General features: G+C 62.9%; 21 protein-coding genes. 10 read left to right on the plus strand and 11 right to left on the minus strand.

All coding sequences use genetic code 11. The features are described 5' to 3' along the window. Window positions 1–21 precede the first annotated feature (21 nt). The 4 genes from KG722_RS09060 to KG722_RS09075 all read right to left on the minus strand — a co-directional run bounded on the left by KG722_RS09060 (window position 22) and on the right by KG722_RS09075 (window position 6,726). The gene (locus KG722_RS09060; RefSeq protein ID WP_213271402.1) at window positions 22–2,460 is read right to left on the minus strand and encodes a TonB-dependent receptor; all 2,439 of its coding nucleotides are present in this window, start codon (window positions 2,458–2,460) and stop codon (window positions 22–24) included. Window positions 2,461–3,189: 729 nt separating this feature from the next. After that, window positions 3,190–3,879: a 50S ribosomal protein L11 methyltransferase gene (locus tag KG722_RS09065; RefSeq protein WP_213271403.1), complete on the minus strand. Its 690-nt coding sequence runs from the start codon at window positions 3,877–3,879 to the stop codon at window positions 3,190–3,192. Window positions 3,880–3,904: 25 nt separating this feature from the next. Next, entirely contained in the window at window positions 3,905–5,551 is a 1,647-nt protein-coding gene (locus KG722_RS09070) for a DHA2 family efflux MFS transporter permease subunit (protein ID WP_366910211.1), read from the minus strand. Continuing rightward, window positions 5,548–6,726 carry an HlyD family secretion protein gene (locus KG722_RS09075; protein ID WP_213271404.1) on the minus strand — a complete coding sequence of 393 codons (1,179 nt, stop codon included), beginning with the start codon at window positions 6,724–6,726 and terminating at the stop codon, window positions 5,548–5,550. The genes KG722_RS09070 and KG722_RS09075 overlap by 4 nt, the downstream gene beginning before the upstream one ends. A gap of 217 nt (window positions 6,727–6,943) precedes the next feature. On the opposite strand from KG722_RS09075, the gene KG722_RS09080 reads away from it, so the two are divergent. Continuing rightward, complete coding sequence (locus tag KG722_RS09080) at window positions 6,944–8,320, plus strand: alpha/beta hydrolase (RefSeq protein ID WP_213271405.1); 1,377 nt, start codon at window positions 6,944–6,946, stop codon at window positions 8,318–8,320. Window positions 8,321–8,335: 15 nt separating this feature from the next. Here the strand turns inward: KG722_RS09080 and KG722_RS09085 are convergent, their stop codons facing one another. Beyond that, the gene (locus KG722_RS09085; protein WP_213271406.1) at window positions 8,336–8,704 is read right to left on the minus strand and encodes a cytochrome c; all 369 of its coding nucleotides are present in this window, start codon (window positions 8,702–8,704) and stop codon (window positions 8,336–8,338) included. 166 nt (window positions 8,705–8,870) lie between these two features. On the opposite strand from KG722_RS09085, the gene KG722_RS09090 reads away from it, so the two are divergent. Both KG722_RS09090 and KG722_RS09095 read left to right on the plus strand, forming a co-directional pair. Continuing rightward, a complete protein-coding gene (locus KG722_RS09090; RefSeq protein WP_213271407.1) occupies window positions 8,871–9,689 on the plus strand; it encodes a MipA/OmpV family protein in 819 nt (272 codons plus the stop codon). A gap of 30 nt (window positions 9,690–9,719) precedes the next feature. Continuing rightward, window positions 9,720–10,268 (plus strand): lipocalin family protein, encoded by a 549-nt coding sequence (locus tag KG722_RS09095; RefSeq protein ID WP_213271408.1) that lies wholly within the window; start codon window positions 9,720–9,722, stop codon window positions 10,266–10,268. A gap of 14 nt (window positions 10,269–10,282) precedes the next feature. On the opposite strand, the gene hutU is transcribed toward KG722_RS09095, so the two are convergent. From hutU to hutI, 4 genes are read right to left on the minus strand one after another with little or no spacing between them, the layout of a single operon-like run. Then, window positions 10,283–11,950, minus strand: coding sequence for a urocanate hydratase (gene hutU / locus KG722_RS09100; RefSeq protein WP_213271409.1), 1,668 nt, complete (start codon window positions 11,948–11,950; stop codon window positions 10,283–10,285). A 10-nt stretch (window positions 11,951–11,960) separates the two neighbouring features. Then, window positions 11,961–12,779, minus strand: a complete 819-nt coding sequence (hutG, locus tag KG722_RS09105) for an N-formylglutamate deformylase (protein ID WP_213271410.1) — start codon at window positions 12,777–12,779, stop codon at window positions 11,961–11,963. Further along, window positions 12,776–14,317, minus strand: a complete 1,542-nt coding sequence (gene hutH, locus KG722_RS09110) for a histidine ammonia-lyase (protein WP_213271411.1) — start codon at window positions 14,315–14,317, stop codon at window positions 12,776–12,778. The genes hutG and hutH overlap by 4 nt, the downstream gene beginning before the upstream one ends. Beyond that, complete coding sequence (gene hutI / locus KG722_RS09115) at window positions 14,314–15,519, minus strand: imidazolonepropionase (protein ID WP_213271412.1); 1,206 nt, start codon at window positions 15,517–15,519, stop codon at window positions 14,314–14,316. Before hutI ends, hutH begins: the two co-directional genes overlap by 4 nt. A gap of 77 nt (window positions 15,520–15,596) precedes the next feature. Here hutI and KG722_RS09120 point away from each other — a divergent pair, with 77 nt between their 5' ends. The 4 genes from KG722_RS09120 (at window position 15,597) to KG722_RS09135 (ending at window position 19,683) form a co-directional block, all read left to right on the plus strand. Continuing rightward, window positions 15,597–16,967 (plus strand): formimidoylglutamate deiminase, encoded by a 1,371-nt coding sequence (locus KG722_RS09120; RefSeq protein WP_213271413.1) that lies wholly within the window; start codon window positions 15,597–15,599, stop codon window positions 16,965–16,967. A gap of 55 nt (window positions 16,968–17,022) precedes the next feature. After that, window positions 17,023–17,745: a UTRA domain-containing protein gene (locus KG722_RS09125; protein ID WP_213271414.1), complete on the plus strand. Its 723-nt coding sequence runs from the start codon at window positions 17,023–17,025 to the stop codon at window positions 17,743–17,745. A gap of 101 nt (window positions 17,746–17,846) precedes the next feature. After that, window positions 17,847–18,887, plus strand: a complete 1,041-nt coding sequence (locus KG722_RS09130; RefSeq protein WP_213271415.1) for a hypothetical protein — start codon at window positions 17,847–17,849, stop codon at window positions 18,885–18,887. Between the two features lie 10 nt (window positions 18,888–18,897). Further along, window positions 18,898–19,683, plus strand: coding sequence for a glutathione S-transferase family protein (locus KG722_RS09135; protein ID WP_213271416.1), 786 nt, complete (start codon window positions 18,898–18,900; stop codon window positions 19,681–19,683). Window positions 19,684–19,754: 71 nt separating this feature from the next. On the opposite strand, the gene KG722_RS09140 is transcribed toward KG722_RS09135, so the two are convergent. Next, entirely contained in the window at window positions 19,755–20,180 is a 426-nt protein-coding gene (locus tag KG722_RS09140; RefSeq protein WP_213271417.1) for an organic hydroperoxide resistance protein, read from the minus strand. Between the two features lie 175 nt (window positions 20,181–20,355). On the opposite strand from KG722_RS09140, the gene KG722_RS09145 reads away from it, so the two are divergent. The 3 genes from KG722_RS09145 (at window position 20,356) to KG722_RS09155 (ending at window position 23,980) form a co-directional block, all read left to right on the plus strand. Then, complete coding sequence (locus tag KG722_RS09145) at window positions 20,356–20,781, plus strand: MarR family transcriptional regulator (protein WP_300998335.1); 426 nt, start codon at window positions 20,356–20,358, stop codon at window positions 20,779–20,781. A 184-nt stretch (window positions 20,782–20,965) separates the two neighbouring features. Further along, window positions 20,966–23,281: a Tex family protein gene (locus KG722_RS09150; protein WP_213271419.1), complete on the plus strand. Its 2,316-nt coding sequence runs from the start codon at window positions 20,966–20,968 to the stop codon at window positions 23,279–23,281. A 102-nt stretch (window positions 23,282–23,383) separates the two neighbouring features. Next, the gene (locus KG722_RS09155) at window positions 23,384–23,980 is read left to right on the plus strand and encodes a VTT domain-containing protein (RefSeq protein ID WP_213271420.1); all 597 of its coding nucleotides are present in this window, start codon (window positions 23,384–23,386) and stop codon (window positions 23,978–23,980) included. On the opposite strand, the gene KG722_RS09160 is transcribed toward KG722_RS09155, so the two are convergent. Beyond that, window positions 23,937–25,193 carry a nucleotide disphospho-sugar-binding domain-containing protein gene (locus KG722_RS09160; protein WP_213271421.1) on the minus strand — a complete coding sequence of 419 codons (1,257 nt, stop codon included), beginning with the start codon at window positions 25,191–25,193 and terminating at the stop codon, window positions 23,937–23,939. The two genes, KG722_RS09155 and KG722_RS09160, sit on opposite strands and share 44 nt — an antisense overlap. Window position 25,194: the final 1 nt, after the last annotated feature.

Here is a 25,194-nt window from a genome sequence, read left to right on the forward strand (position 1 = left end):
AGTATCTCCTCCGTAACCGGATCAGAACTTCACGTAGGCGCCGGCCTTCAGCATCTGCGGCTTGCCGCGGATGATGGTGTGCAGACCGAAAGCACCACCTGTATTGCCGACATCAATCAGGTATTCCTCGTCCAGGAGGTTCTCGCCCTGAACATAAACGCCCCAGCGCTCGCTGGCGCTGTCAAAGCCTGCGCGCAGGTTGACGAGGCCGTAAGCGTCCTCTTTTTCGACCACCGTCCTGCCATCGGGAAAGGTTTCCCGAATGCGGGCAAAGCTGCTGGTGCCATCGGGGATATAGTCGAAGCCGTTATCATCCTCGAAGAATTGCTCGCTCTTCCAGATATAGCTCGGCGTTATCGAGAAAGTGCCATGCTCGGCATACGGAAGGGTGATGTCGGCGGCCAGAGAGAAGCTCTGCTCGGGGCTCATCCGGAACCGGTTGCCAGCAAACTGCAGCGGGTTGCCGTTGCTGTCCTCGTCATCATATTCGGAGAAGTTGTAGGCGTAAGTGCCCAGCAGGCGGATATTGTCCGTCACCAGAGCCTGACCGTCAAACTCGAAACCATACTGGGTCGCATTGCCCGAGTTCTCCACCACAAAGATACCGTTGATCGGGTCAAAGCGGCTGGTCTGGAAGTTCTCATACTGGCCATAGTAAACCGAAGTCGTCATCTGCAGGCGGTCATCGAAGAACCGGCCGAACATGCCCGTCTCCACATTGTCGAGCGTCTCGGCGTCGACCACCGAAACGTTCCGTCCCGAAATCGACAGCGTTTCCGGGCGGCGGCCGCGGCCATAGGACACCCAGCTGTTCACATTGTCAGAGATGCGGTAGGCCGCGTTGAGGCGCCAGGTGAAGGCGCCGTCCGGCTCGGCTGACGCATTAACCGGATTGCCGATCTGCGCGCGGCTGATCAGAAAGCCCGGGGCGAAGGTTACGGCGTTCAAGCCGCCGCCCAGCGCCGGGTTGCCACGCAGAAGTTCGCCGACACTGGATGCTTCAAGTTCGTTGACGGTGTAACGCAGACCGCCCGTCAGCGAGAGCCGGTCGGTCAGATCATAGGTCAGGTCGCCGAAGAGGTCATAGCTCGTCCGGGCGTCTGTCGTTCTCGCCTGTTCGGCATGGGCAGAGTTCAGCGGGATCAGCGCGCCCTGCTGCAGCAGGCCCACCACAGAAAACTGGAACGGGGTCTGGAAGCTGCCGATATTGGCGGCGCCCGGAATGCCCTGCATCATCAGCAGGCCGCGGATCTGCGCCACCGTTGCCCCTGCGCCGGCCGCGATCTGCGGCAGGAAGAGGGACTGGGCATAGGCCTCGTCGGTCGAGAAGGTGAGGCTGTCGCGGGTTTCATAGTCGAAATAGTTGCCGCCAAAGAAGCCGGTCAGCCTGCCGCCATTGTCATAGTTGAGGCGCAGTTCCTGGCTGAGGGCCTCGCCTTCACGGGCCTGGTAGAACTGGAGCAGGTTGAAGGCCGCGCCGTCCGAATCGAAGGCTTCGTTAGAAGTTAGATCACGGTAGTCGGTCAGCGAAGTCAGGGTCCAGGCATCGCTGAGCTGGAATTGGAGGTTTGCGGTGGTGGCAAAGATCTCGCGGTCATTGCCCAGCTTGTCGCGAACCTGATCGGGGTTGATGTTCATGGCGGTCGGGCCGAACGGGTCGACGACGCCGTTCACCGGGAAGAAGCCGGAGGTGAACTGTGTTCCGGTGGACGCGTCGTCCTGATAGTTGACGAACAGGTCGGCGGTGAAGGCCGGTGTGGGCGCCCAGCGGACCGCGCCGCGAACAGCGGTCGTGTCCTGGCCCATCAGGTCGGGCGAGTTGGCGGTGTTGGGCACATAGCCGTCCATCCGCTTCACCTGGCCCGCCAGGCGAAGGGCCAGCGTGTCGCTGAGCGCGAAGTTGTAATAGCCCTCGGCGCGCGCGAAATTATAGTCGCCGCCTTCCAGCGTCACCTTGCCGGAGTTGCCTTCGGTCGTGGCGCGGTTCTGGATGTAGTTGATGCCCCCGATCAGGGCGCCCTGGCCAAACAGGGTTGCCTGCGGGCCTTTCACCACTTCCACACGCTCGATGTCATAGATTGCGATGCTGGTGGCATAGCCCGGCGTCCCGATCGAGACGCCGTTCTGGAAGATGGCCACACGCGGCGCGCCGCCGTCGGCCACAACCCCGCGCAGCGAATAGGTCGGCGCGTTGAGGCTCTGCGCCTGCACCTGCAGGCCGGGAATGAAGTTGGCGAGATCTTCGATGTCGTCTCCGCCGAGCTTGTCGATCAGCTCCTGGTCGGTAACGGAGATGTTGATGGGTACATCGATCAGCGACTGCTCGGTCTTCTGTGTCGTAACGGTCACGACTTCGAGGCGGCGCGCGTCTTCAGCGTCAGCCACTTCGGCAAAGGCGGATAGCTGGCCGGAAACGCCAAGAGCGGCAATGGCGGTGGCGGAAAGGATGCGGAATTTCATGTCAGACCCCGGTGAAACGGCGCAGGGCGAGCGCCGGTTGCCGGGTCGTTAACGAGCGCCCCGCAGGCGTTCAAATCAAGGTTTTGCGAAACTAATGCTTTGAAAATATTAAATTGTTACGGATTTCTGGCTGTGGCCGGATCGCCACGCTCCGGCCGCCCGTTCCCCCGAAAGTAGCTGCGGGTGAGTGGCCCGGCAGGCTATTTATTGGATAAAAATCCAATAACATTCCAGCCGCTGCGCCAACACAACCGGTCAATCATTCTCTCCCGGCGATGGCCCCTGCAAGGTGCCCGGTGAAACCTCGGGTCACCCGCTCATAACCTGTCCGCAGGCTGGGATCGCAGGAAGAAACATGACGGCGACGACACACGACTCCCGCAAGTCAGGAACATGGCTGGAGGTAAGCCGGCCTTTGCGCGCTGAGCCATTTTCATACGTGTCCAAACTGGCACCAGCGCATGCCCAATCTGGTATCTTTTGTCCCGGTCTGTCCCGGAATGGCCGAAAGTGGCAACGTTTTTGCGCGTGTTCTGGCGCGGCCGCGCGCGCCTTGTCCAACAATCGGGGTCATCCGTCCACGGCGCTTGTCCACGCGCCATTGCCCGCCGCTGCGCGACATCCCGCCCTGCCTATCCAGCACAGCCCCCCGCGCGCCCTCCTCCCGGTCCCCCGTCAGGGTAAAATACCCGAACCTGAAAAACCAAAATCAGGTCGTCCGGAAACGTGTCACGTGCCGATCTGCCAGACGCGGGCATGGCGCTGCGAAACGCTTTCCAGTTCCAGACTGGTGGCGATGTCATACTCCGCCAACAGCCCGGCCTTTCCCTGGGGCGCATAGGCCCGCCCCGGATCGCCGGCATAGGCCGCCGCGCCGCCGGCGGCCGCTTGCCTCAGCCAAGTGAGGAAGCGCTGCGCCATGGTCCTCTCATAGAAGATATCCCCCGCCAGGATGACATCGAAATCCGCAGGCGGACGATCAAGCAGGTTCCCGCCAATCCATTGAAGGCAAACACCATTTGCCTCCCCGTTCAGCCCCGCAGCCGCCTCGCAAATCGGGTCGATGTCATTGACGGACACCGCACTTGCTCCTGCTGCCGCCGCCGCAATTCCGACCATTCCACTGCCGCAGGCGATGTCCAGCACGCGCTTGCCCCGCACGATCTCCGGCCGCTCCAGGATCAGCCGCGCCACCGCCTGTCCCCCCGCCCAGGGAAAGGCCCAGAAGGGCGGCTCGATGCCCTCCCGGTCGAGGTCTTCCTCGGTCGCCGCCCAGATCGGCGTGATCTCGTCGGCCTGCCAGATGTGCAGCAGCTGCGGCACATCCTGGTGCATCAGCACCAGCCCCTCGACCGGGGCAAGCCGGGTCCTGGCCGCAATGAACGCCCGGTTGCGCGAAAGGATGTCAGCTGCTGCCAAGGGGCCCGCCTGCCTGTGAAAATGCCTAGCGCGGCGGCTGTATCAGCTTTGGCTTCGGCATCAAGGCAAGCGCGCCAAGCACGAGGACAAACCAGACAAAAATCGCAAAGAAACAGTCCCGGAATGCATAGACGAGCGCCTCCTGCGCGACCTGCTGATTGATCACCCCAAACGCCGACTGGAACGCCTGAACCTGCGTCATGCCGCCCGCCTCCAGCAGCTGCGTGTGCAGCGCATGCGCATAGAGCATCTCGGCATTGGTCTCGTTCATCTCGGTGGAAAGATGCGCTCCGTGAAAGATCGTCCGCCGCTGCAGCAGGATTGCCAGGATGTTCACCCCGAACGCCCCGCCCACCTGCATCAGGAAGGACACGCCCCCGGTCGCCGATGCCAGCAGGTGGGGCGGAACGGCCCGAACGGCCGTGGTATTGGATGGGGGCATGCAGAAACTGATGCCGATCCGGCTCAGCACGATCCACCCCACCAACACCCAGTAAGGCGTCATCACCGACACATGCGACAACAGAAAGGCCGAGGCGGCAAAGGTGAAGATGCCAAAGCCCAGCAACCAGCGCGGATCGACCTGGTCGGTAAGACGCCCCGCAATCGGAAAGCCGATCATCATGGCAATGCCCGCAGGGATCATCATCACGCCTGCCGCGGTCGGCGAATAGCCCTGCACCAGCTGCACGAACAGCGGAATGAGATAGGTTGAAGCGTAGATCGCAATCCCCGTCGCCGAGATGATGAGACCCGCCGACCAGAACTGGCGGTAGGCGAAAACCTTGGGGTTCAGCGCCGGAAAGGGATGGCGCAATTCCCAGAAGAAGAAGGCGATGGCGGCCAGAATGGCGACGCCAAAGCGCAAATATGTCTGATCAGAATCCCATCCGTCCCGGTTCCCGCCGGCAATGGCCGCCAACAGGCCGATCACGGCAACCGCCAGGAGGGTCAGCCCCAGCCAGTCCAGCGGCGGGCGCGGCATGTTGGGATTACGGTCCCCCTTGGGCATCAGGAATGGCCCGATCCCGAGCGCCACCAGCGCCAGCGGCAGCGTCGCCACAAACACCAGCCGCCAGCTGGCAAGGTCCACAGCGATCCCACCCAGCGCTGGCCCAAAGGCGGGCGCCAGCACGACGCCTATGGAGAACACGCCCATCGCCATGCCGCGCCTGTTGTCCGGAAAGGTCTGGAATATCAGGAACATCGACATCGGCTGGAGCAGCCCGGCGGCAATCCCCTGCATGCCGCGCGAGAGGACCAGCAGCTCCAGTGTGCTGCTGACCGCGCCCAGCAGGGAGCCGATGACGAACACCACCATCCCGAACGTATAGGTTGCCCGTGGCCCGAAGGTTGCCATGGCCCAGGCATTGGCCAGCATGGCGATGGTGGAGGAAGCGAGAAAAGCCGTGGACATCCACTGAGCCTGATCCTGCCCCAGGCCGAATGCGCCGATGATGGCGGGCAGGGCGACATTGATCGTCGTTGCCGCCAGCATCGTCGCCATCGATCCGGTCAGCATTGTGAACAGCAGGATCCAGCGATAGATGCTGCCGAAACGCTCGAACTGGGCCTGCACGGAGGGTCCGGCAATCGCCGGAATGTCGGCGGGTAACTCCCGTCTGTCCGGGGCAGCGCCGCTGCCTGGCGAGAGGCCCGGCGAGAAAGTCACGCCGGCGCTCCGCCAGCCCCCGCTGCCCCATCGCCTTTCCGGATTCGCACGCGCACCATCGTGCCCGGCCGCAGCTCGACATCTGTCGGCTCCAGCTCGATGCGCACGCCGATCCGCTGGGTGATCTTGGTGAACACGCCGTTGGCGTTCGGATTGGGCATCATGGCCGCTTCGCCGAGCGTGGCGTCATGTATCCGCACGACCCGGCCGCCGATTGCCTGGGACGGATCACTGTCGGCGCGCACTACGGCGCCGGCCGACGGGCGCACATGGCGGATATCGGTTTCCTTGATATTGGCCGACACCCAGACCGCGCCGGGGTCATGCAGGAGGGCCATGCGGTACCCGCGCAGAGAATGCTCGCCCGTATCGAAGAAGAGTTCATCCACCACGCCGTCAATCGGGCTGCGGATGGTGTGCTTTTCAACGACCACCTTTTGCGCCTCGACCCTGGCTTCAGCCTGGGCAAGCGTGGCCTGCAGGACAGTCAGTTCATAATCGATCAGGCGGACTTCCTGGCCAGCGATGCTCGCCGTTCGCTGGTCGGCAGCGGCGGTTTCCCGCTCGGCCTGCGCCCGGCGCAGCGCCTGAGCGCGTGTATCGAGTACATTCTTCGCCTGATCGAGATTGGATTGGGGCATAAGCCCGCGCTGGAACAGGTCCCTGGTCCGGTCATAGTCGCGCTGGGCGGTTTCAAGATCGGAGCGAGCGGCCTCGACATTTGCCGACGCCGACAGCGTGCCCGCCCGCCGTGCGGCGACCTGGCTGCCGGCCTTGGAGGTTGCAAGGCCCGCCCGTGTTTCCTCGCGCGCCATTTCCGCGCGAAGCCGGGTCGCCTGCGCTTCCAGTTCGGCCAGCGCAAAAACCGCTTCCCGGTCATCGATCGTGTAGAGGATATCCCCGGCCGAGACCCGGTCACCCTCCCTGGCCTGAACGCTTGTGATGCGCCCGGAAATGTCGGTCGACACAGCAATCATTTCCGCGGCAATGCGGGCGTCGGAGGTTGAGACATAGGCCGCGCGGTCGATCAGGAACCGGGCCCCGAAGACGATCAGGACCAACGCCGCTGCAGACGCAAGGATCATCCGCCCGCGCGGAGACTTTACGAACGCGGTTTCGCGCTGGCGCGCGGTTGGCGCAGTTTCGGCGGCAAAGGGCTGAGAATCGCCTTCCATGGCCTCTGACCGGCGCTTGAGACGCCGGATATGTCCTCCCTGACGCGGATTCTGTATGGAGCGTTGTCCGCCCTCACTTACCGCAATCTGCATTTGAGCCGGATGTAACGCTAAGGCAATCAAGCGCTTTGTTGGCGTTGGCGCAGATCATTGTCTTTCCGGTGAGCCGGCGTCATTGCTGCTGGGCAGGGCGATGGAATCGGCGAGGATTAGGGGCATGAAACAGTTCGGAAAACTTCTCCTGGCGCTCGCAACCGGCCTGTTGGCTTCCTGCGCCGACCGTATGCCGGGCTTGCCTGAGATGCCAGCCCTTCCCGCCATACCGATGCTGACGCCCGGGCCCGTGGCCGGCGACCCGGCCTGTGGGGGCAGCTGGCGGCTTGAAGAGGGCGGTGGCCTTGCCGTTACTGCGGCTGAAGAGGGCCTGCGCTGGCGGACGCTCGACGGGCAGACAGGCCGCTTGGTTCTCGAGAATGACCAGTGGCAGGCCTATTCGGGCTGGACCACCCAGCCCGAGATGCGCCAGATCGAATTCACCTGCGAAACCGGGCTCACCACATTTGAAGGCGCCGCCGCAGACCCCGTCCCGGTTATCCGTCAGGATACTGTCTTCAAGGGCGCCAGGGGCACAAAGCTGTCTGGCCGGCTGATCCTGCCGGCGCGCGCTGGTCCTGTTCCGGTCGTTGTCCAGGTGCATGGTTCGGGCCGGTATTCGGCGCTGGACTACGATCCTTTTCAGCACATCCTGCCCCTTCAGGGTGTCGGCGTGTTTGTCTACGACAAACGCGGCACCGGCGCTTCCAAAGGCGACTACACGCAGGACTTTGGCATTCTTGCGACCGACGCTGCCGCGGCCGCAGCAGAAGCCCGCCGTCTCGCCGGAACACGTCTTGGCCGGTTTGGCCTCCACGGCGCCAGCCAGGGGGGCTGGGTTGCCCCGATGGCCGCCGTCTCCCTTAAGCCTGACTTCATTATCGTCTCCTACGGCCTCGTCGAAAGTCCGCTTGCGGAAAATCGCGCCCAGTCGATCCAGGATGTTGTCGAAGCCGGTTTTGGCCCGGAGGCGCAGATGGCCGCCGGCCTCTTGGCTGACGCGGCTGGCGTGGTGATGACCTCGAACTTCAAGTCAGGCTATGTGGAGCTGGAAGCCCTGAAAAACATCTACCGGGAGGAGCCCTGGTACAAACGGATCAAAGGCGAGTTCACAGGCGACATCCTTCAGCACTCAGATGCTGTCCTGCGGGTTGCCGGGCCGTTGCGCAGCCACGGCACCAGCTGGCGCCATGAGGGCGAGCCAGTCCTGCGAAGGCTGGAGGCGCCGGTGCTCTGGGTGCTGGCCGGAGCCGACCGGGACGCCCCGCCTGCCTACACACGATCCCGCCTGAAAACCCTCCAATATGAGGGCAGGGACATCACCCTTGCAGAATATCTAGGCTATGATCACGGCATGCGCGGCTTTGATCTCTTTCCCGACGGAACGCGCCGGTTCATGCACATTGCCCCGGATTATTTCCGCATGGTGGCGACCTTTGCCGCGGGCAAACCGGTTGATCCCGGGGACTATCCCGGCGCTGTCATAAGCCCCAGTCGCTGAGGCCGGCGCCGCTGCCTATTTGGCCTGGATCGATTCCAGATACAGGATCAGCTGCTCGACCTCGTCAGCTTCCAGCTGAAATTCCGGCATGTCCTCATGGCCAACCGCGATGCCCTCTGCCAGAGCCTCTTCCAGCAGGCGCACAGGGTAATTCTCCGACAGGGTCCGGAAGGGCGGGGCGTCCGCATGGGGGCTTTCGCCCTCAAGGCCGATGGCATGACATCCGGCGCAGAGAGTCTGGGCGATCGCCTGCCCGGGCATTTCCGTTGCAGCTGCAGGCGGAGCGGCTTCTTCTGCGTCCCTGGCGCAGGCAGGCAGGATGGCCAGGGCAAGCGTCAGCGCTGCCGCGCCGGTCCGGGAAAATTTCTGTGTGGCTCCGACCATGACTGCGACTCTCCAATACATTGGCGGTCAGGGTCGTTCGCGGCCCGCGCGCTGTCAACTCGTGGAATTTTGCTGCAAGACAACGCGGCGCCACACCTACTAAGTGTGCAAGGCCCTGATCCAGTCGCGTCACCATCTCGTACAACTGGCAAATCAGGAGGCTTGATTGGTTCGAATATTTTTCCTTGGCGCAGCAGCGGTCCTGGCATCTGGCGCGGCAGCGGCGCAGGAGCGCCCGCAGACGGATGGCTGGTCGGTGACCGTTGGCGCCGGAGCGCTCCATTCGCCGACTTATGAGGGCGATGACGACTACAGTCTCAGCATCCTCCCGAATGTGCAGTTGAAATATGGCGACCGTTTTTTTGCCTCAGTGCAGGAAGGGGTCGGATACAACATCGTCAACCGCGAAAACCTGCAGGCGGGGCCGATTGCGCGCGTGCGGTTTTCCCGTCAGGAAGATGGCGACCAGACCTTTGCGGTGTCTGGCGGTCAGACCGGCGACCTGCGTGGGCTCGGGGATGTTGATACCAGCATCGAGTTGGGCGGGTTTGCCGAATACGAGATCGGCGGCATCAAGATCGGCGCAGAAGTGCGTCAGGCAGTGTCGGGCCATGATGGGCTTGTGGCGGACCTTGACGCGCGCTGGAGCGGGGTATCGACCGCGTTCGGGCCGCCTTTGATCTGGTCGGCGGGGCCGCGTGTTCGCATCACAGATGATAAATATTCCTCTGCCTATTTCGGCGTGACGCCTGCACAGGCGATTGCTTCTGGCTTGCCGCAGTATCGGGCTGGCGGCGGGCTGTATTCCTATGGCGTGGGGGCTGGGGCAATCCTGCCGCTCTCCCGGGACGGCGCCTGGAGCGCGGTTTTCCTGGCCGGCTATGACAGGCTTTCGGGCGACGCGGCGGACGCGCCGCTCGTTCAGCTGCGCGGGGACGAGGATCAGGCAACCTTTGGCGTCTTTATCAGTTATACGTTCCGATAACTGCCTCTCTCCAGGGAAGTCAAAACGCTCATGAATATCAAACATGGCCTGCTGCCGCTGTCAGCCCTGCTGCTTTCGGCCTGTATGTCCCAGCCAGACTATCGCGAGACGACCGCAGAGTTGCCGGTCGTCGCGTCTGTAGATCTCGATCGTTATGCCGGCAAATGGCATGAGATTGCACGCTATCCCAACTGGTTTGAACGTGGCTGTCTGACGGCGGTTGCGGAGTATACAAAGCTTCCGGACGGGAAAATTTCGGTCACCAATTCCTGCACCAAGGAGGACGGTGACGTCGATGTCGCCGAGGGCGCTGCCCGGGTCGTCGAGGGATCAAATGGCGCCAGGCTGAAGGTGAAGTTTGCCCCTTCCTGGGTCCCCTTCGCAGAGGGAGACTATTGGATTCTTCATCTGGAGCCGGACTATTCGGCAGTGCTGGTTGGAGAGCCGAAAGGTCAATATCTCTGGATACTGGCGCGGGATCGGTCGCCGCCGCAGGCCACGCTTGACCGTATCCTGAAGAAGGCTGAAGAGCTTGGCTTCGAGACTGCGCCTCTGGTTTATGCCGGCAACCCCGACTGAAGCCGGCCACTGCCTCAGCCGGCGAGGCTCGGCAGATCCAGCCCCTGCTCATATGCGCAGTCGATGGCGATGTCGTAACCGGCATCCGCATGGCGCATGACCCCGCTGGCCGGGTCATTCCAGAGCACGCGCTCGATGCGGCGGGCGGCGGCCTCTGTTCCGTCGCAGCAGATGACCATGCCGGCATGTTGGGAATATCCCATGCCGACACCGCCGCCATGATGCAGCGACACCCATGTGGCGCCGGACGCGCAGTTGAGCAGCGCGTTCAGGAGTGGCCAGTCTGAAACGGCATCAGAGCCGTCGCGCATGGCTTCGGTCTCGCGATTGGGCGATGCGACAGAGCCGGAATCGAGATGGTCACGCCCGATGACGACAGGGGCTTTGAGTTCGCCTGACGCTACCATCTCGTTGAAGGCGAGACCGAGGCGGTGGCGGTCTCCGAGGCCGACCCAGCAGATGCGCGCGGGTAGGCCCTGAAACTTGATCCGCTCACGGGCCATGTCAAGCCAGCGGTGAAGGTGGGGATTGTCCGGGATAAGTTCCTTCACCTTCTGATCTGTCCTGTAGATATCTTCCGGATCGCCCGAGAGCGCGGCCCAGCGAAAGGGACCAATGCCGCGGCAGAAGAGCGGACGGATATAGGCGGGCACGAAGCCGGGAAAGTCGAACGCATCGGCAACGCCTTCATCCAGTGCCACCTGGCGGATGTTGTTGCCATAGTCGACGGTCGGAACGCCGCGCCTCTGGAATTCCAGCATGGCACGCACATGCTCGGCCATGGAGGCGCGGGCGGCTTTCTCCACCAAATTTGAATCGCTGATACGGCGGGCTTTCCATTCCTCCACGCCCCAGCCTCTGGGAAGGTACCCGTTTATGGGATCATGGGCGGAGGTCTGGTCAGTCAGGAGGTCCGGAAGCCGGCCAAGGGCCAGAATCTTCGGAAGAATTTCGCAGGCATTGCCGAGCAGGCCGATGGATTTTGGCGTGCCGGACTGACAGCTCTCGTCAATCATCACGAGCGCCTTTTCAAGGTCATCCGTCCACGCATCGAGATAGCCTGTGCGCATCCGCATTTCGATGCTGGAAAGCTGGCACTCGATGGCGAGGCAGGACGCGCCGGCGAAGACAGAGGCAAGGGGCTGCGCGCCGCCCATGCCGCCGAGACCAGCAGTGAGCAGCCATTTCCCCTTCAGGTTTCCGCCGTGATGCTGGCGGCCCATCTCCACAAAGGTTTCATACGTGCCCTGAACGATGCCCTGAGCGCCGATGTAGATCCAGCTGCCGGCGGTCATCTGGCCGTACATCATCAGGCCCTTGCGATCGAGTTCGTTGAAATGACCCCAATTGGCCCATTTTGGAACCAGGTTCGAGTTTGCCAACAGGACGCGGGGCGCATCGGCATGGGTCCGGAAAACGCCGACCGGCTTGCCGGATTGGATGAGCAGCGTCTCATCATCCTTCAACCGTTTCAGGGTGGCTATAATGGCCTCATAGGCGTCCCAATTGCGTGCGGCGCGGCCAATGCCGCCATAGACGACAAGGTCTTCGGGGCGTTCGGCAACGTCCGGGTCAAGATTGTTCATCAGCATCCGGAGCGGCGCTTCCGTCATCCAGCTCTGCGCATTCAGCTGCGTGCCTCTCGGCGCGCGGACTTCGCGGATGTTGGCGGGATAGGGCATGGCTTTCTCCTCAGGCGGCTTCGGCAAAGGCAAGACAGGCGCCGAGCACCTCTCTCAGGGTTCGGATCATGGGGGCGGCGTAGTCCGGGTCATAGGGAACCGGCCAGTCAGTGTCACTCACACTGCCGATCGGCTCGCGCAGATACCCTCGGCACGAAAGCTCCATCTGGACGGCGTGCACCTGCTGCGCCGGATTGCCGTGGTGGCGTATGGTCCAGCCACCCCGGAAGCGTCCATCGAGCACGGCCGGATGTCCCGAGGCGGCGCAGAGCGCCTCAACCTGCTTTGCAAGGTGCGGGTCACATGTGGTTTGATAGTTGGTGCCAACATTGAACACCGGCAGCAGGCCATCGAAGAGGTCTGGAATTTCCGAGCGTATAGAATGGGCGTCATACAGCACGACCCTGCCATGAGCTGCGCGCAGCCGGGTGATCTGATCCGCGAGTGCTTGGTGATAAGGCAGGTGAAACGCCGCGCGCCGCCGGGCAATTTCAGTGTCGCCTGGCTCATGCCCCGCCTTGTGGAGCGGTTCCCCATCAAAGGTCGTCAGGGGGCAGAGGGCCGTCGTGTTCTGGCCGGGATAGAGCGAGGCCCCGCCGGGGTCCCGGTTTACGTCGATTACCGAGCGCGAGATCGCTGTGTGGACAAGGGTCGCGCCCATCTCTTCAGCAAAAGCGTAGAGCTGGTCCACCCACCAGTCGGTGTCGCGCCGGGCGCGCTCTGGCGATACGAAATGCCTGGCAATATCCTCCGGCAAGGTCGTGCCTGTGTGCGGGAAAGAGACGATGAGGGGCCGGGCGCCCTGCCTGATGGTAAGCCAGCCGTTCATGAACCCGGCTCCACCGAGGGCAGCGGCAATCCAGCTGCGCGGAGCACGTCGCCGATGCGGATAAGGCAAGTGGCCGCTTCGATATCCGGGTGCATCAGGCGGTCATTCTCAAGCGGTGGCACATCGCGGCGCAACCGGGCGCGGACAGCTTCGAGCGCGCCGCTGGATTTCAGAGGCGTATGGAAATCACACGCCTGCGCGGCGGCGAGGAGTTCGATGCCGAGCACATAATCGACATTTTTCGCCATCTTCAGCAGGCGGCGCGCGCCATGGGCGGCCATGGATACATGGTCCTCCTGATTGGCCGAAGTAGGGATGGAATCGACGCTCGCGGGATAGGCCATCTGCTTGTTCTCGGAGACGAGCGCAGCCGCGGTGACCTGCGGGATCATGAATCCGGAGTTGAGCCCCGGCTGGGGCGTCAGGAACGCCGGAACGCCGGAAAGGGCCGGGTCGACCAGCATCGCGACGCGGCGTTCGGCGATGGAGCCGATCTCGCAAAGCGCCATGGCGATCATGTCGGCGGCGAAAGCGACCGGCTCTGCATGGAAATTACCGCCGGAAAGCGCTTCGTCCGTCTCCGGAAAGATCAGGGGATTGTCAGAGACTCCATTGGCTTCGGTGAGGAGCGTCTCTGCGGCCTGGCGCAGCAGAGTGAGCACCGCGCCGGAGACCTGGGGCTGGCAGCGGATGCAATAGGGGTCCTGGACGCGCGTGTCGTTTTCCAGATGCGAAGCGCGGATGGACGAGCCTGCCATGAGATCGCGCAGGACGCGCGCGCAATCGATCTGGCCTTTATGGCCGCGCAGCTGATGAATGCGGTCGTCAAACGGGGCGTCGGAGCCCCTGGCCGCTTCGGTGGAGAGGGCGCCGGTCACCAGCGAGCTTTGCAGGATGCGCTCTGCCTCGAAGAGGCCGGCGAGCGCGCAGGCCGTCGAGAACTGCGTGCCGTTGAGGAGGGCAAGTCCTTCCTTGGCTGCGAGGGCGGGCAGGGGCGTGAGGCCTGCGTTGGCAAAGCCGGCTTCTGCGCCTATGCGTTCGCCCTTGAGGAACACCTCGCCAACGCCGATCATGGCGCAGGCTATGTGGGAGAGCGGGGCAAGGTCGCCGGATGCACCGACAGACCCCTGCGCGGGCACCAGCGGCAGAAGATCAGCCGCCAGCATGGCTTCCATAAGGGCGATGACTTCCGGACGAACGCCGGAGGCGCCCCGGCCCAGATTGGTCATCTTGAGGGCCATCATCAGGCGGACGATCCCGGCGGGCGACGTGTCGCCGACACCGGCCGCGTGGGAGAGAACGATGTTCCGCTGGAGCGCTTCAAGCTGGTCATCGGGAATGCGGACTGTGGCGAGCTTTCCGAAGCCAGTATTGATGCCATAGACCGGCCTGCCTTTGGAGAGGATACGGGCAACTGCCTGCGCGCTCTGGCTGATGGCCTCGTGACAGGCCGGGTCGAGCCGGGGCGTGGCGCCCTGCCAGACCGCGCGCCAATGGCTGAGCGTCACTGCGCCGGGGGTGAGGCTGATGGGATTCATTGGCCTCTCCAGATGCGGGCGTGGAGCCTGTTGAGGCCCATATTGTTGACGAGTTCTGCCGGGCGTTCGATGTCCCAGATGCTCAGATGGCAGAGCTTTCCAGCTTCCAGCGTTCCGGTATCGCCTTCCAGCCCAAGAGCGCGGGCGGCATTGCGCGTGGCGCCGAGGAGGCATTCCTCAACGGTCATGCGGAAGAGGGTGGCGCCCATGTTCATGGTGAGAAGGAGGGAGGTGAGCGGCGAGGTGCCGGGATTGCAATCTGTTGATATGGCAAGGCAAACGCCTGCCTTCCGGAGCGCGTCCAGGGGTGGGGCGTGGGTATCGCGCAGGAAGTAATATGCGCCAGGCAGCATCACGGCGACGGTGCCGGAATCCACCATGGCGGCGATACCGGCGGCGTCGAGATATTCAAGATGGTCGGCAGAGAGCGCGTTGTGGCGGGCCGCCAGCGCACCGCCTTGCAGGTTTGACAGCTGGTCGGCGTGGAGCTTCACGGCGAGGTTATGCTGGCGGGCTGAAGTCAGGACACGGTCTGTTTGCGCTGGCGTAAAGCCGATGGTTTCGCAGAAAGCGTCTACAGCGCTGGCCACACCGGCGCTTGCTGCAGCCGGAATGATCTCGTTGCAGACGAGATCGATATAGGCGTCGGCGCGGCCGTCGTATTCGGGCGGCAGGGTGTGGGCGGCAAGCAGGGTGGTTTCAATGTCTACCGGGCGAGCCTTGCCGAGGGCGCGGGCGGCGCGGAGCTGTTTGAGTTCATGCTCCACGCTGAGCCCGTAGCCGGACTTTATCTCGATCGTGGTGACGCCCTCTGCAATCAGCGCGTCCAGTCGGGGCAGGCTTTCGGCGATGAGTTGCTCTTCGCTCGCCGCGCGGACAGCGCTGACTGTAGAGCGGATGCCCCCGCCGGCACGGGCGATCTCCTCATAGCTGGCGCCCGCCAGGCGCAGCTCGAATTCATGAGCGCGGCTGCCCGCCCAGACGAGATGCGTGTGGCAATCGATCAAGCCGGGAAGGATCCAGCGGCCTTCGCAATCAATGACCTCATATCCGTCCGAGGAGGGTGCACCGGAGCAAGGCCCGGCATAGAGGATTCGCTCGCCCTCTGCGGCAACAGCGCCGTCCTCAATGATGCCGAGGCCGGGAAGGCCTGGCGCCATTGTGGCGAGGCGGGCGTTCGTCCAGATCCGCATAGGCTGCATCCTCCGGTCCCCGTTGTCTTCGCATCGGATTTCTTCTAATATGTATAGACATAATAGAAGAGTCGGAGGGATGTCCAGTGGCCGGAAGAAAGTCGGAGCGCCTCTGGTTCGATCATGCGCTGCTGCCCTCGGGCTGGGCGAGCGGTGTGGTGATCACGGTTTCCGATGGCCTGATTTTGGATGTGTCTGTGGGTGTCGTGCCTCCGTCCGGGGCTGTTCGGGGCAGGTCTGTCCTGCCGGGCCTGGCCAATCTTCATTCCCACGCCTTCCAGAGGGCGATGTCCGGGCGGACGGAAGTCCGGGGGGATGTTCAGGACAGTTTCTGGTCTTGGCGGCGTTTGCTCTATCGCTTTGTCAGCCGGATTGGACCGGAGGATATCCACGCGATAACGGCGATGGCGTATGCCGAGATGCTGGAGGCGGGGTTCACGCGCGTCTGTGAGTTTCACTACATCCACAATGACGCGGCAGGCGCGCGTTATGCCGATCCGGCAGAGATGGCCGGGCAGGTGATACGTGCTGCAGATGAAACAGGATTGGGGCTGACGCTGCTGCCGGTGTTCTATGCCCATTCCGGCTTTGGCGGGCAGCCGCCGGCGGAAGGGCAGAAGCGTTTTCTGAGTGACCTGGACAGTTTTGCAAAACTGCTGGACGCCGTCGGGCAGCTAGACGCCAACCCGTCTGATTTTGTGCTCGGAATGGCGCCCCACAGCCTCAGGGCGGTGACGCCTGCGGAATTGACCGGGCTCCTGTCGTTGGACAGCGCGTGGCCTGTCCACATCCATATTGCCGAACAGGTGAAGGAAGTGGACGACTGCCTTGCCTGGTCGGGCGCGCGGCCTGTGGAGTGGCTGCTGCACAATGCGGACGTGAACGCGCGCTGGTGCCTCGTGCATGCGACGCATACGAATGACAGGGAAATCCACGGGATAGCGAAAAGCGGAGCAGTTGCGGGGTTGTGCCCGGTGACCGAAGCGAATTTGGGCGACGGGATTTTCGAGGGCGCGACGTTCCTCTCCTATGGGGGACACTACGGGGTAGGGACCGATTCCAACGTCTCGATCAGCGGGGCGGACGAACTCCGGATGCTGGAATATTCCCAGAGACTCAAAGGCCTCTCCCGCAATGCCATGACCGGGGCGGGCTATGCTTCGACGGGGCGGTCGCTGTTTGAGCACGCCCTGGCTGGCGGCGGCCGGGCAGCGGGCATTCCTGTGGGGTTGGCGCCGGGCAACCCCGCAGATTTCGTGGCGATCAACTCCAGCGCGCTGCCTGAAGCCGAGGATGGCGGAGACGCCCTGCTGGATGCATGGGTGTTCCGCGGGAAAAGCCAAGCGATCTCAGACGTCTGGCGGCGGGGAGAGCGCGTCGTATGCGGGGGACAACATGTTCACCGCGCGGCAATAGAGGCGCGTTACAAGGCCGCCCTCAAGCTGCTTCTTGCGTGACAAAAACAATGCCATTCCCGGCAAAATCGGGACAAAACAGGACACGTCAGGACAGATGCCGGAAACAAACGAGACAGTTTCAGTCAGCGAACGCATCCGCTCAGACCTCGAGCGGCAGATCCTCTCCGGCGCGCTGAAACCCGATGACCGGATCCCGATCGAGCGGGAACTGATGGAAATTTATGCCTGTTCCCGCATGACGGTGAATAAGGCGGTGAGCGATCTGGCGAGTCGGGGCCTGATCGTGCGGCGCAAGCGGGCGGGATCGTTCGTGGCCCATCCACCGAGCGATTCCACCATCCTCGATATCCCCGACATTCGCCTCGACCTGGAGCGCAAGGGCTATGCCTATGCCTATCGGCTGCTGCACCGGGCGGTGCGCGCGGCGAAGGGCGCGGAGGAAATCGCGTTGGCCGGCAAAGGCGGGCGCGTCATCGAGCTGCGCGGCGTTCACAAGGCGGATGGGCAACCCTTCGGCTATGAGTACCGGCTCGTGAACCTGGCAGCCGTACCCGAGCTTGAATCGGCGGATTTTGCCGCCATGCCACCGGGCACGTGGCTGCTGGGGCATGTGCCCTGGTCGCAGGCCGAGCACCGTATCTTTGCGGTCGCCGCAGACGCCGGCATCGCCGCGCATCTCGGCATTGCCGAGCGGACGCCCTGCCTGATGCTGGAGCGGCGCACCTGGCTTGACGGCATGCCCGTCACGCATGTGTGGCAGACCTTTCCCGGGGACCGGCATTCCTTCATCGGCGCCCTGACCCGGCGGCAGGCATAAGGCGCATTCCGCAGGGCCCTGCCTCTGACGCGAGGACAGGCTTGTATCCGCCAGAACGCATGGCAGGCTCGTCTGATAACTGAATATCAGGGGAGTTTGCCATGGCTGAAGCTGCTGAAGGCTACAAGACCATTCTCGCGCCGGAAGACGAGTTCACCCACGATCCGGGAACCGCCGAGAATTACAATGAAAGCATGTATTTCAACGTGTTCGACGCGGGCAAGCGCGCCGGGGCTTGGTTCCGATTGGGCAACCGGCCGAACCAACGCTACGCCGAAATGTCGATGTGCGTATACTTCCCCGATGGCCGGGTTGGTTTCATGTTTGCGCGGCCAGAGATCAGTGACAATTCACAGATGAACGCAGGCGGCCTGCGCATTGATGTGGTGGAGCCATTCAAGACGTTGAAGATCACCTATTCCGGCGAACTGCTGGTGCTGAAGGAGCCCGGTCAGATGGCCGACCCGAAAGTGGCGTTCCGGAACAATCCGCGCCTGCCGTGCAAGATGGAGATGACCTATACTGGCCTCTCGCCGATGTATGGCGGGGAGACGGTGAAGGCCGATGGCTCGCCGATTGAAGTAGACCCGGAGAAATCCTTCGCCAAGGCGCACTATGAGCAGCATTGCGCGGCCAAGGGCTTCATCGAATGCGGCGGTGAACGGCTGGAGATTGACGGGCATGGCCTGCGCGACAAATCCTGGGGGCCGCGCCACTGGCAGGCGATTGAATGGTATCGCTGGTGCCCGATGAATTTCGGGCCAGACTTTGGCATGATGTTCAATGTGATGGGCGATGGAAAAGGCGGCGTGCATCATAGCGGCATGGTGTTCCGCGATGGAATCTACGACCAGATCGTTGCCGCCGAACTTTCGAGCAATTGGGACGAGAACGAATACCAGACTGATCTGGAAGCAAAAGTCCGTACAAGAAGCGGTAAGGAATACACTGTTTCCGGCAAGGTGCTCTCCCTTATCCCGCTGCGCAACCGGCGCACAGCGCCCGATGGGACGGAACTGACAACGCGCATCACCGAGGCGATGACCGAGTATCGCTGCGACGGGAAGCTCGGCTATGGCATGAGCGAATATCTCGATCAGATCGTTGACGGGCGCCCGCTGGGGCGTCTGGCCGGGCATTGAGGGCAGGCAGATGACGGACCTGATTGTTTATGAACATCCGCTCTCGCCCTATGCGCAGAAGGTGAAAATCTCGCTGCGGGAAAAGGGCGTTCCATTCGAGACGCGCCTGCCAGAAGGCATCGGCACAGGGGCGACGGCAGGCGGCTTTGCCAAGGCCAATCCGCGCGGCGAGGTGCCCGCGCTGATCCATGGCGGCGTGGAGGTTTTCGACAGTACGATCATCCTTGAATACATCGAGGAAACATGGCCCGAGCCGCCGATGATGCCGAAGGCGCCTGCCGAACGTGCCCGTATGCGGATGATCGAAGACGTGATGGACACCCAGTTCGAGGCGATCACCTGGGGGCTTGGAGAGCTCAACTTCTTCCGCCGCGCCGAGGGCGCCAAGAAGGAAGAGATGGAGGCCAGGGCCCGCCAGCAGGCGCAGGCGTTCTTTTCCGTTCTGGAAGGCTATCTCGGCGACCTGGAATGGTTCACCGGTGCGCATTTCGGCTGGGGCGATCTCAGCGTGGTGCCGTATCTGAACGGCGCGGCAGGATTTGATGTCAAGCCACCAGCCGGGTCGCGTCTTGCAAACTGGCTGGCGCGGGCGAACGCCCGGGAGAGCGTCGGGCTGGCGCAGAAAGAGTCGGTCGCGTCCATCACCGGCATGAGCCAGGTTGACCAGGCCGTAAAGGCCGGTCTTTTCAAGCGTCAGTACCGGGATCACCGGCTGGAATGGATGCTGAAGACGGGCGGCACGGAAATTGTTTTGAACGGGCTGAAGGCCGGCAATATTCGTTTCACGGGGCCATAGATTCGCCATCCGTCCAACCAGAAACGGCGCTTCGGATTTGTTCCAGAGCGCCCTTTTCATTTTTGCCCGCGTCAGAGCACGTTCAGGGTCACGTCAATATTGCCCTTTGTGGCGTGGGAATAGGGGCAGACTTCGTGGGCCTCGGCGACGAGTTTCTCGGCTTCTTCCCGCTCAACGCCGGGAGTGGCGATGTCGAGTTTCACGACGAGACCGAAGCCCTTGTCTTCGCGCGGACCAATGCCGACCGTGGCGCTGACCGTAGAGTCTGTGGGCAGTTTGAAATGCTGCCCCTGCGAGGAGACCGCTTTCATCGCGCTGAGGAAGCAGGCGGCGTAGCCGGCCGCGAAGAGTTGTTCGGGGTTGTTGCCATTGCCGCTGCCGCCAAGTTCCTTGGGCATGGCGAGGGACACATCGAGCGCGCCGTCAGAGGTCTTGGCGCGGCCGTCGCGGCCGCCGGTTGCTGTTGCGGTGGTTTTGTAGAGAACGTTGATGGCCATGGGGAACATCCTTTTCTTCTGGTTCCATCCTGAAATATTGCTGCGCGATTAAATCGCGTGCGATGCATATTGCGCATCGGTGTTAAGACTTCAAGTCTTGCGATTAAATCGTGTGCGATTTATATTTCGCCTGATGAACAAAAAACGCGAGACCCGCCCCGAAGGTTCCCCCCCAATGGGTCCGGCCGTGCTGGATCAGTCGCTCTGCTTTGCGGTTTACTCCGCAGGGCTGGCGTTCAACCGGGTCTACAAGCCGATCCTTGAGCCGCTGGGGCTGACCTATCCGCAATATCTGGTGATGGTGGCCCTGTGGGAAGCCGAAGGGCAGAGCGTCAGCGAGCTCGGAGAGCATCTTTTCCTGGAATCCAACACCTTGACGCCTCTGCTGAAGCGGCTGGAGGTGGCCGGGCTGATCACGCGCGCGCGGGACAAAGCCGATGAGCGGCAGGTGCGCGTGTCGCTGACAGAGAAGGGGCGCAGGCTGCTGGCGGAGGCGGCCTGCGTGCCCGGGCAGATCCTGCAGGCGACCGGCCTGACTGTTGAGCAGCTGCGCCAGCTGCAACGCGCCATCGCCGGGCTTCGCGACAATCTCCGGGCTTGAGTGCCAGAGAAGGTCAGAGAAGGCCAGAGAAGGCCTGGGAAGGCCTGGGAAGGCCTTAGCCCGCGCGGCAGAATTCTCAGCGCGTGCCTTGAGCGTAAACGAGGTGTAAACGACTTCTATTGAATTGAAGGAGCTTGCTCTCGATCGGGCAAGAGTTTCCAACGTTTGCACAAGGCGCGCGTTCATGACCGGACAGGTTCGTACTTCTTCCCAGGCTGCCCCTCCTTCCATTGCCCGCATCATTGCCGACGAGCTGGGCGTTCAGGAGCGCCAGGTTCAGGCGGTCATGGAGCTGCTGGAAGAAGGGGCAACGGTTCCCTTCATTGCGCGCTACCGCAAGGAGCGCACGGGCGGGCTGGACGATACGCAGCTGCGCAACCTTGCCGAGCGGCTCGATTATCTCACCGACCTTGCCAAACGCCGCGAAACGGTGCTCAGCGCCATCCGCGAACAGGGCAAACTGACCCCGGCGCTGGAGCGCGAGATCACCTGGGCGATGACCAAGGTGGCGCTGGAAGACCTCTACGCCCCCTACAAGCAGAAGCGCCGCACCAAGGCGACCATTGCGAAAGAGGCGGGCCTTGAGCCGCTGGCTGAGCGCCTGTTGGCCAATCCTTCTCTCTCGCCGTTTGACGAGGCCAAAGCCTTCATTGCGTCCGGCAAGGGCGTGAAGGATCTCGACGCGGCGCTTGACGGCGCGCGGGACATTCTGGTGGAGCGCATTGCCGAAACGCCGCGCCTTGTCGGCAAGGTGCGCGAGACGGTGTGGAAAGAGGGCAAGCTTGGCTCCAGCCTCGTGAAAGGCAAGGAGCAGGAAGGCGCGAAGTTTTCCGACTATTTCGACTTTGACGAGCCGGTGACGCAGATGCCGTCTCACCGCGCGCTTGCTGTCCTCCGTGGACAGAAGGAAGGCGTGCTGAAAGTGAAGCTTGCTGTCCCGGTGGAGCAGGGCCGAGAGCATCCTGCGCTGCGCGAAATCCGATCTGAGTTCGGCATCGCCAAGAAGGGCCGCCCTGGCGACGACTGGCTGATGGAGACGGCCGAAGCGGCCTGGAAAAGCAAGATGGAGCCCTCCTCCTCGCGCGATGTGATCAGCCGCGTCAAAGAGGGCGCAGACCGGGACGCCATCAAGGTTTTCTCGCGCAACATGCATGACCTGCTGATGGCGGCGCCTGCCGGCCCGAAAGTGGTGATGGGCATCGACCCCGGCATCCGCACGGGCTGCAAGGTGGCGATCGTGGACGCGACCGGCAAGCTGCTGGAAACAGCGACTATCTATCCCCATGAACCCAGGAAAGACTGGGCCGGGTCCCTGATGACGCTGGCAACCCTCTGCAAGCGCCACAAGGTGGAGCTCGTCAGCGTCGGCAATGGCACGGCGGGCCGCGAGACAGAAAAGCTGGTCGGAGACCTCGGAACGAAGCTGCCCGAGCTCAAGCTCACCAAGATCATGGTGTCCGAAGCAGGCGCCTCGGTTTATTCAGCCTCGGAGCTGGCGGCGAAGGAATTTCCGGAACTTGATGTCAGCCTGCGCGGCGCAGTCTCGATTGCCCGGCGCCTGCAGGACCCGCTGGCAGAGCTTGTAAAGATCGAGCCCAAGGCGATTGGCGTTGGCCAGTATCAGCATGATGTTGACCAGGCAGGCCTTGCCCGCTCGCTCGACGGCGTGGTGGAAGACTGTGTGAACGCGGTGGGCGTGGACGTGAACACCGCCTCTGTGGCGCTGCTGGCGCGGGTGGCGGGTCTCAACGCGACGATTGCGGCCAACATCGTGGCCTATCGCGAGCAGAATGGTCCGTTCAAGGCGCGTACCGAGCTCAAGAAGGTGGCGCGCTTTGGGCCCAAAGCCTACGAGCAGGCGGCCGGCTTCCTGCGCATCATGAATGGCAAGAACCCGCTGGATGCCTCGGCCGTTCACCCTGAAGCCTATCCGGTCGTTGAGCGCATCGCAAAGGCGGCAGGCCGCAAGGTCGAGACGATCATCGGAGACAAGGCGTTCGTTGCAAGACTGAAGCCGGAAGACTTCGCCGACGCGACATTCGGTGTACCGACCATCAAAGACATCCTGAAGGAACTTGAAAAACCCGGGCGGGATCCCCGCCCGGAGTTCAAGACGGCGACCTTCCAGGAAGGCATCAACCAGATCACCGATCTCAACCCGGGTATGCGGCTTGAAGGTGTCGTTACGAACGTTACTGCCTTCGGCGCGTTCGTCGACATCGGCGTGCACCAGGACGGCCTCATCCATATCTCCGAATTGTCCGACACCTTCATCAAGGACCCCCATGAGGTGGTGAAGACCGGGCAGGTCGTCAGTGTTGTGGTCATGGATGTGGACGTTGCCCGCAAGCGCATCGCGCTGAGCATGAAGCAGGGTGGCAAGCGCCCGGCTGCCGCTCCGGACAAGGGCAACGCCGCGCCCGGCGGCAAGGCGCCCGCTGCAAAGGACCCGCCCAAACCCGCTGACAGCCCGTTCAGCGTGCTCTCCCGCCTCAAATAGGCCGGGCCGGGACAGGCGGGGACAAACCGCAGAAGAGAATGTAAACAGGCAAGGCCGCTGCGGGATTCGCGGCGGCCTTTGTCCATCTGCCCCGGGGGTGGCATGTCCGCTTCGCTTGCTCTGACGCTGTTTCTTGGCGCGTTCTTTGACGCAACGCTGGGCTTTTGTTTCTTCGTCTTCGGAGAGGTGTTCTTTCTGATGGCGGGCGGCCTGCTCTTCAGTGAACGAGCAATCTGGGCGGTGGCCGCTGTGTTGGCCGGGGCCTATGCCGCTGATCAGACCGGCTATCTGATCGGGCGGCAGATGCGGCCGGTGTTCAACCGTTTTGCGCTGGCCAAGCGATGGCGCCGTGCGGCATTGCGCAAGACACGGCGGCTCCTTGCCAGACATGGCATCAAGGCGGTGGCGGTGTCGCGCCTTCTCGGGCCGGTCTCCTGGTTCATGCCGCCGGTGTGTGGCAGCGCGGGCATGGCGTGGCAGCGATTTGCGGTGGGTTCAGCCCTCGGCGTGACGCTTGGCGTCGGCATGTTCGTTGCGCTCGGCTACGCCGCCGCCTGGGGCGCGGCGCGGGGCATTGTGGATGTGGAGGCCTTCATCGCCGCGCACAAATGGGTGCTTCTGGTGGGTGGGCAGGCGGTATTCCTGATCGCCGGGATCATCTCGCATTTTGCCGGAAGCGCTCTGTTTCGGCGCGTGTGAAGGCGGCGAGATCTGCGGCGCCATCCCGGGCGCGCAAGGCCGGGGCAAGCGCCTGGGCGCGTTCTTTCATCCTGGGGCTGACGAGTTGCGTGAGGCGCTCTGTCATCTCGTTCTCGCTCGCCCGCCCCGTGATGTGAGCCGGGGAAACGCCGATCTCATGCAGACGTGCGCCATGCCAGAACTGGTCCAGGCGGTCTGGCAAGATGAGCTGCGGGGTGCCTGCGCGCAGCGCCGTATCAAGTGTGCCCGCGCCGCCATGATGGATCACGCCTGCGCAGAGCGGAAACAGGGCCGGATGGGGCACATGGCCGGAAACAAAATGTCCCTCCACAAGGTCGGCCGGCATAAGACACGCAAGGCCTGCCGAGACAATCGCGCGCAGCCCCGCGCGGCGAATGGCGCGCAACAGGACAGCTACGTGATCTTGCTCTGCCTCGCTCTCAAAGGAGCCAAGCCCGACATGAACGGGCGGCGCGCCGTCGCCCAGAAAATCAAGAAGCGCAGCGGGAAGACCCTCCGCCTCCTGAAGGTCGAGCGACGGATAAGGCAGGAGTTGATCATTGGCGTGCCAGTCTGCCGGGCGGGCAGGCATGAGCGCAGGCGAAACACTGGTCACACGGGCGAGTGGCTGGCCCAGATGCCACCGTGTGCCGCCCTCCGGTATGGGGCGCAGCGAGAGCGCGCGGCGCTGGTCTTTCAGGGCTTCCAGCATCAGGCGCTGGGCAATGCCGACTGTGACATAGCCTGCCCGATTGAGCCAGTTTCCCTGCCACGGCCGCCACATCATCGCGCAGGGCACTTCGCAGGTGGGGCTGATCGCGGGTTGATGGGCGTTGAGAATGTAGGGAATGCCATAGGCCTCGGCCGCGACGCGGGCAGGCGCGCAGATGCTGTTCCCGAGGATGATATCGGCATGTTCGGCCGCCATCAGGCAATGGGCTGTAATATCCTCTACATAAGGCGCGACCATCTCGCTCCAGTCCCGGAAAAAACTTATGGGATCGGACAATGTGCCGCGGCGCCCAGCCTCGGCGTTCCATGCGCTGAGGGAGAAATCAGGCGCCATGGCGGGCGTTATTCCGTGCGCGGCAATCGTCGCGGCATACTCGCGCGGCGCCATGAGGGAGATTTCGGCGCCGCCTGCGATCAAGGCTTGGGCCGTGCTGATATAGGGCATCACGTCGCCAAGGCTGCCGAGTGTCTGGATCGACACC

The organism is Hyphomonas sp. (assembly GCF_018402285.1).
In the GTDB taxonomy this organism is placed as follows: domain Bacteria; phylum Pseudomonadota; class Alphaproteobacteria; order Caulobacterales; family Hyphomonadaceae; genus Hyphomonas.

Excerpts from the sequence above, each read along its gene's own strand:
- hutH (WP_213271411.1), bottom strand. The coding sequence starts at position 14,317 with ATGAATCCCATCAGCCTCACCCCCGGCGCAGTGACGCTCAGCCATTGG.
- KG722_RS09145 (WP_300998335.1), top strand. The coding sequence starts at position 20,356 with ATGGGTCCGGCCGTGCTGGATCAGTCGCTCTGCTTTGCGGTTTACTCC.
- KG722_RS09085 (WP_213271406.1), bottom strand. The coding sequence starts at position 8,704 with ATGGTCGGAGCCACACAGAAATTTTCCCGGACCGGCGCGGCAGCGCTG.
- KG722_RS09140 (WP_213271417.1), bottom strand. The coding sequence starts at position 20,180 with ATGGCCATCAACGTTCTCTACAAAACCACCGCAACAGCAACCGGCGGC.
- KG722_RS09125 (WP_213271414.1), top strand. The coding sequence starts at position 17,023 with ATGCCGGAAACAAACGAGACAGTTTCAGTCAGCGAACGCATCCGCTCA.
- KG722_RS09150 (WP_213271419.1), top strand. The coding sequence starts at position 20,966 with ATGACCGGACAGGTTCGTACTTCTTCCCAGGCTGCCCCTCCTTCCATT.
- KG722_RS09130 (WP_213271415.1), top strand. The coding sequence starts at position 17,847 with ATGGCTGAAGCTGCTGAAGGCTACAAGACCATTCTCGCGCCGGAAGAC.
- KG722_RS09095 (WP_213271408.1), top strand. The coding sequence starts at position 9,720 with ATGAATATCAAACATGGCCTGCTGCCGCTGTCAGCCCTGCTGCTTTCG.
- hutI (WP_213271412.1), bottom strand. The coding sequence starts at position 15,519 with ATGCAGCCTATGCGGATCTGGACGAACGCCCGCCTCGCCACAATGGCG.
- KG722_RS09075 (WP_213271404.1), bottom strand. The coding sequence starts at position 6,726 with ATGGAAGGCGATTCTCAGCCCTTTGCCGCCGAAACTGCGCCAACCGCG.
- KG722_RS09060 (WP_213271402.1), bottom strand. The coding sequence starts at position 2,460 with ATGAAATTCCGCATCCTTTCCGCCACCGCCATTGCCGCTCTTGGCGTT.
- KG722_RS09080 (WP_213271405.1), top strand. The coding sequence starts at position 6,944 with ATGAAACAGTTCGGAAAACTTCTCCTGGCGCTCGCAACCGGCCTGTTG.
- hutG (WP_213271410.1), bottom strand. The coding sequence starts at position 12,779 with ATGAACGGCTGGCTTACCATCAGGCAGGGCGCCCGGCCCCTCATCGTC.
- KG722_RS09135 (WP_213271416.1), top strand. The coding sequence starts at position 18,898 with ATGACGGACCTGATTGTTTATGAACATCCGCTCTCGCCCTATGCGCAG.
- KG722_RS09155 (WP_213271420.1), top strand. The coding sequence starts at position 23,384 with ATGTCCGCTTCGCTTGCTCTGACGCTGTTTCTTGGCGCGTTCTTTGAC.
- hutU (WP_213271409.1), bottom strand. The coding sequence starts at position 11,950 with ATGCCCTATCCCGCCAACATCCGCGAAGTCCGCGCGCCGAGAGGCACG.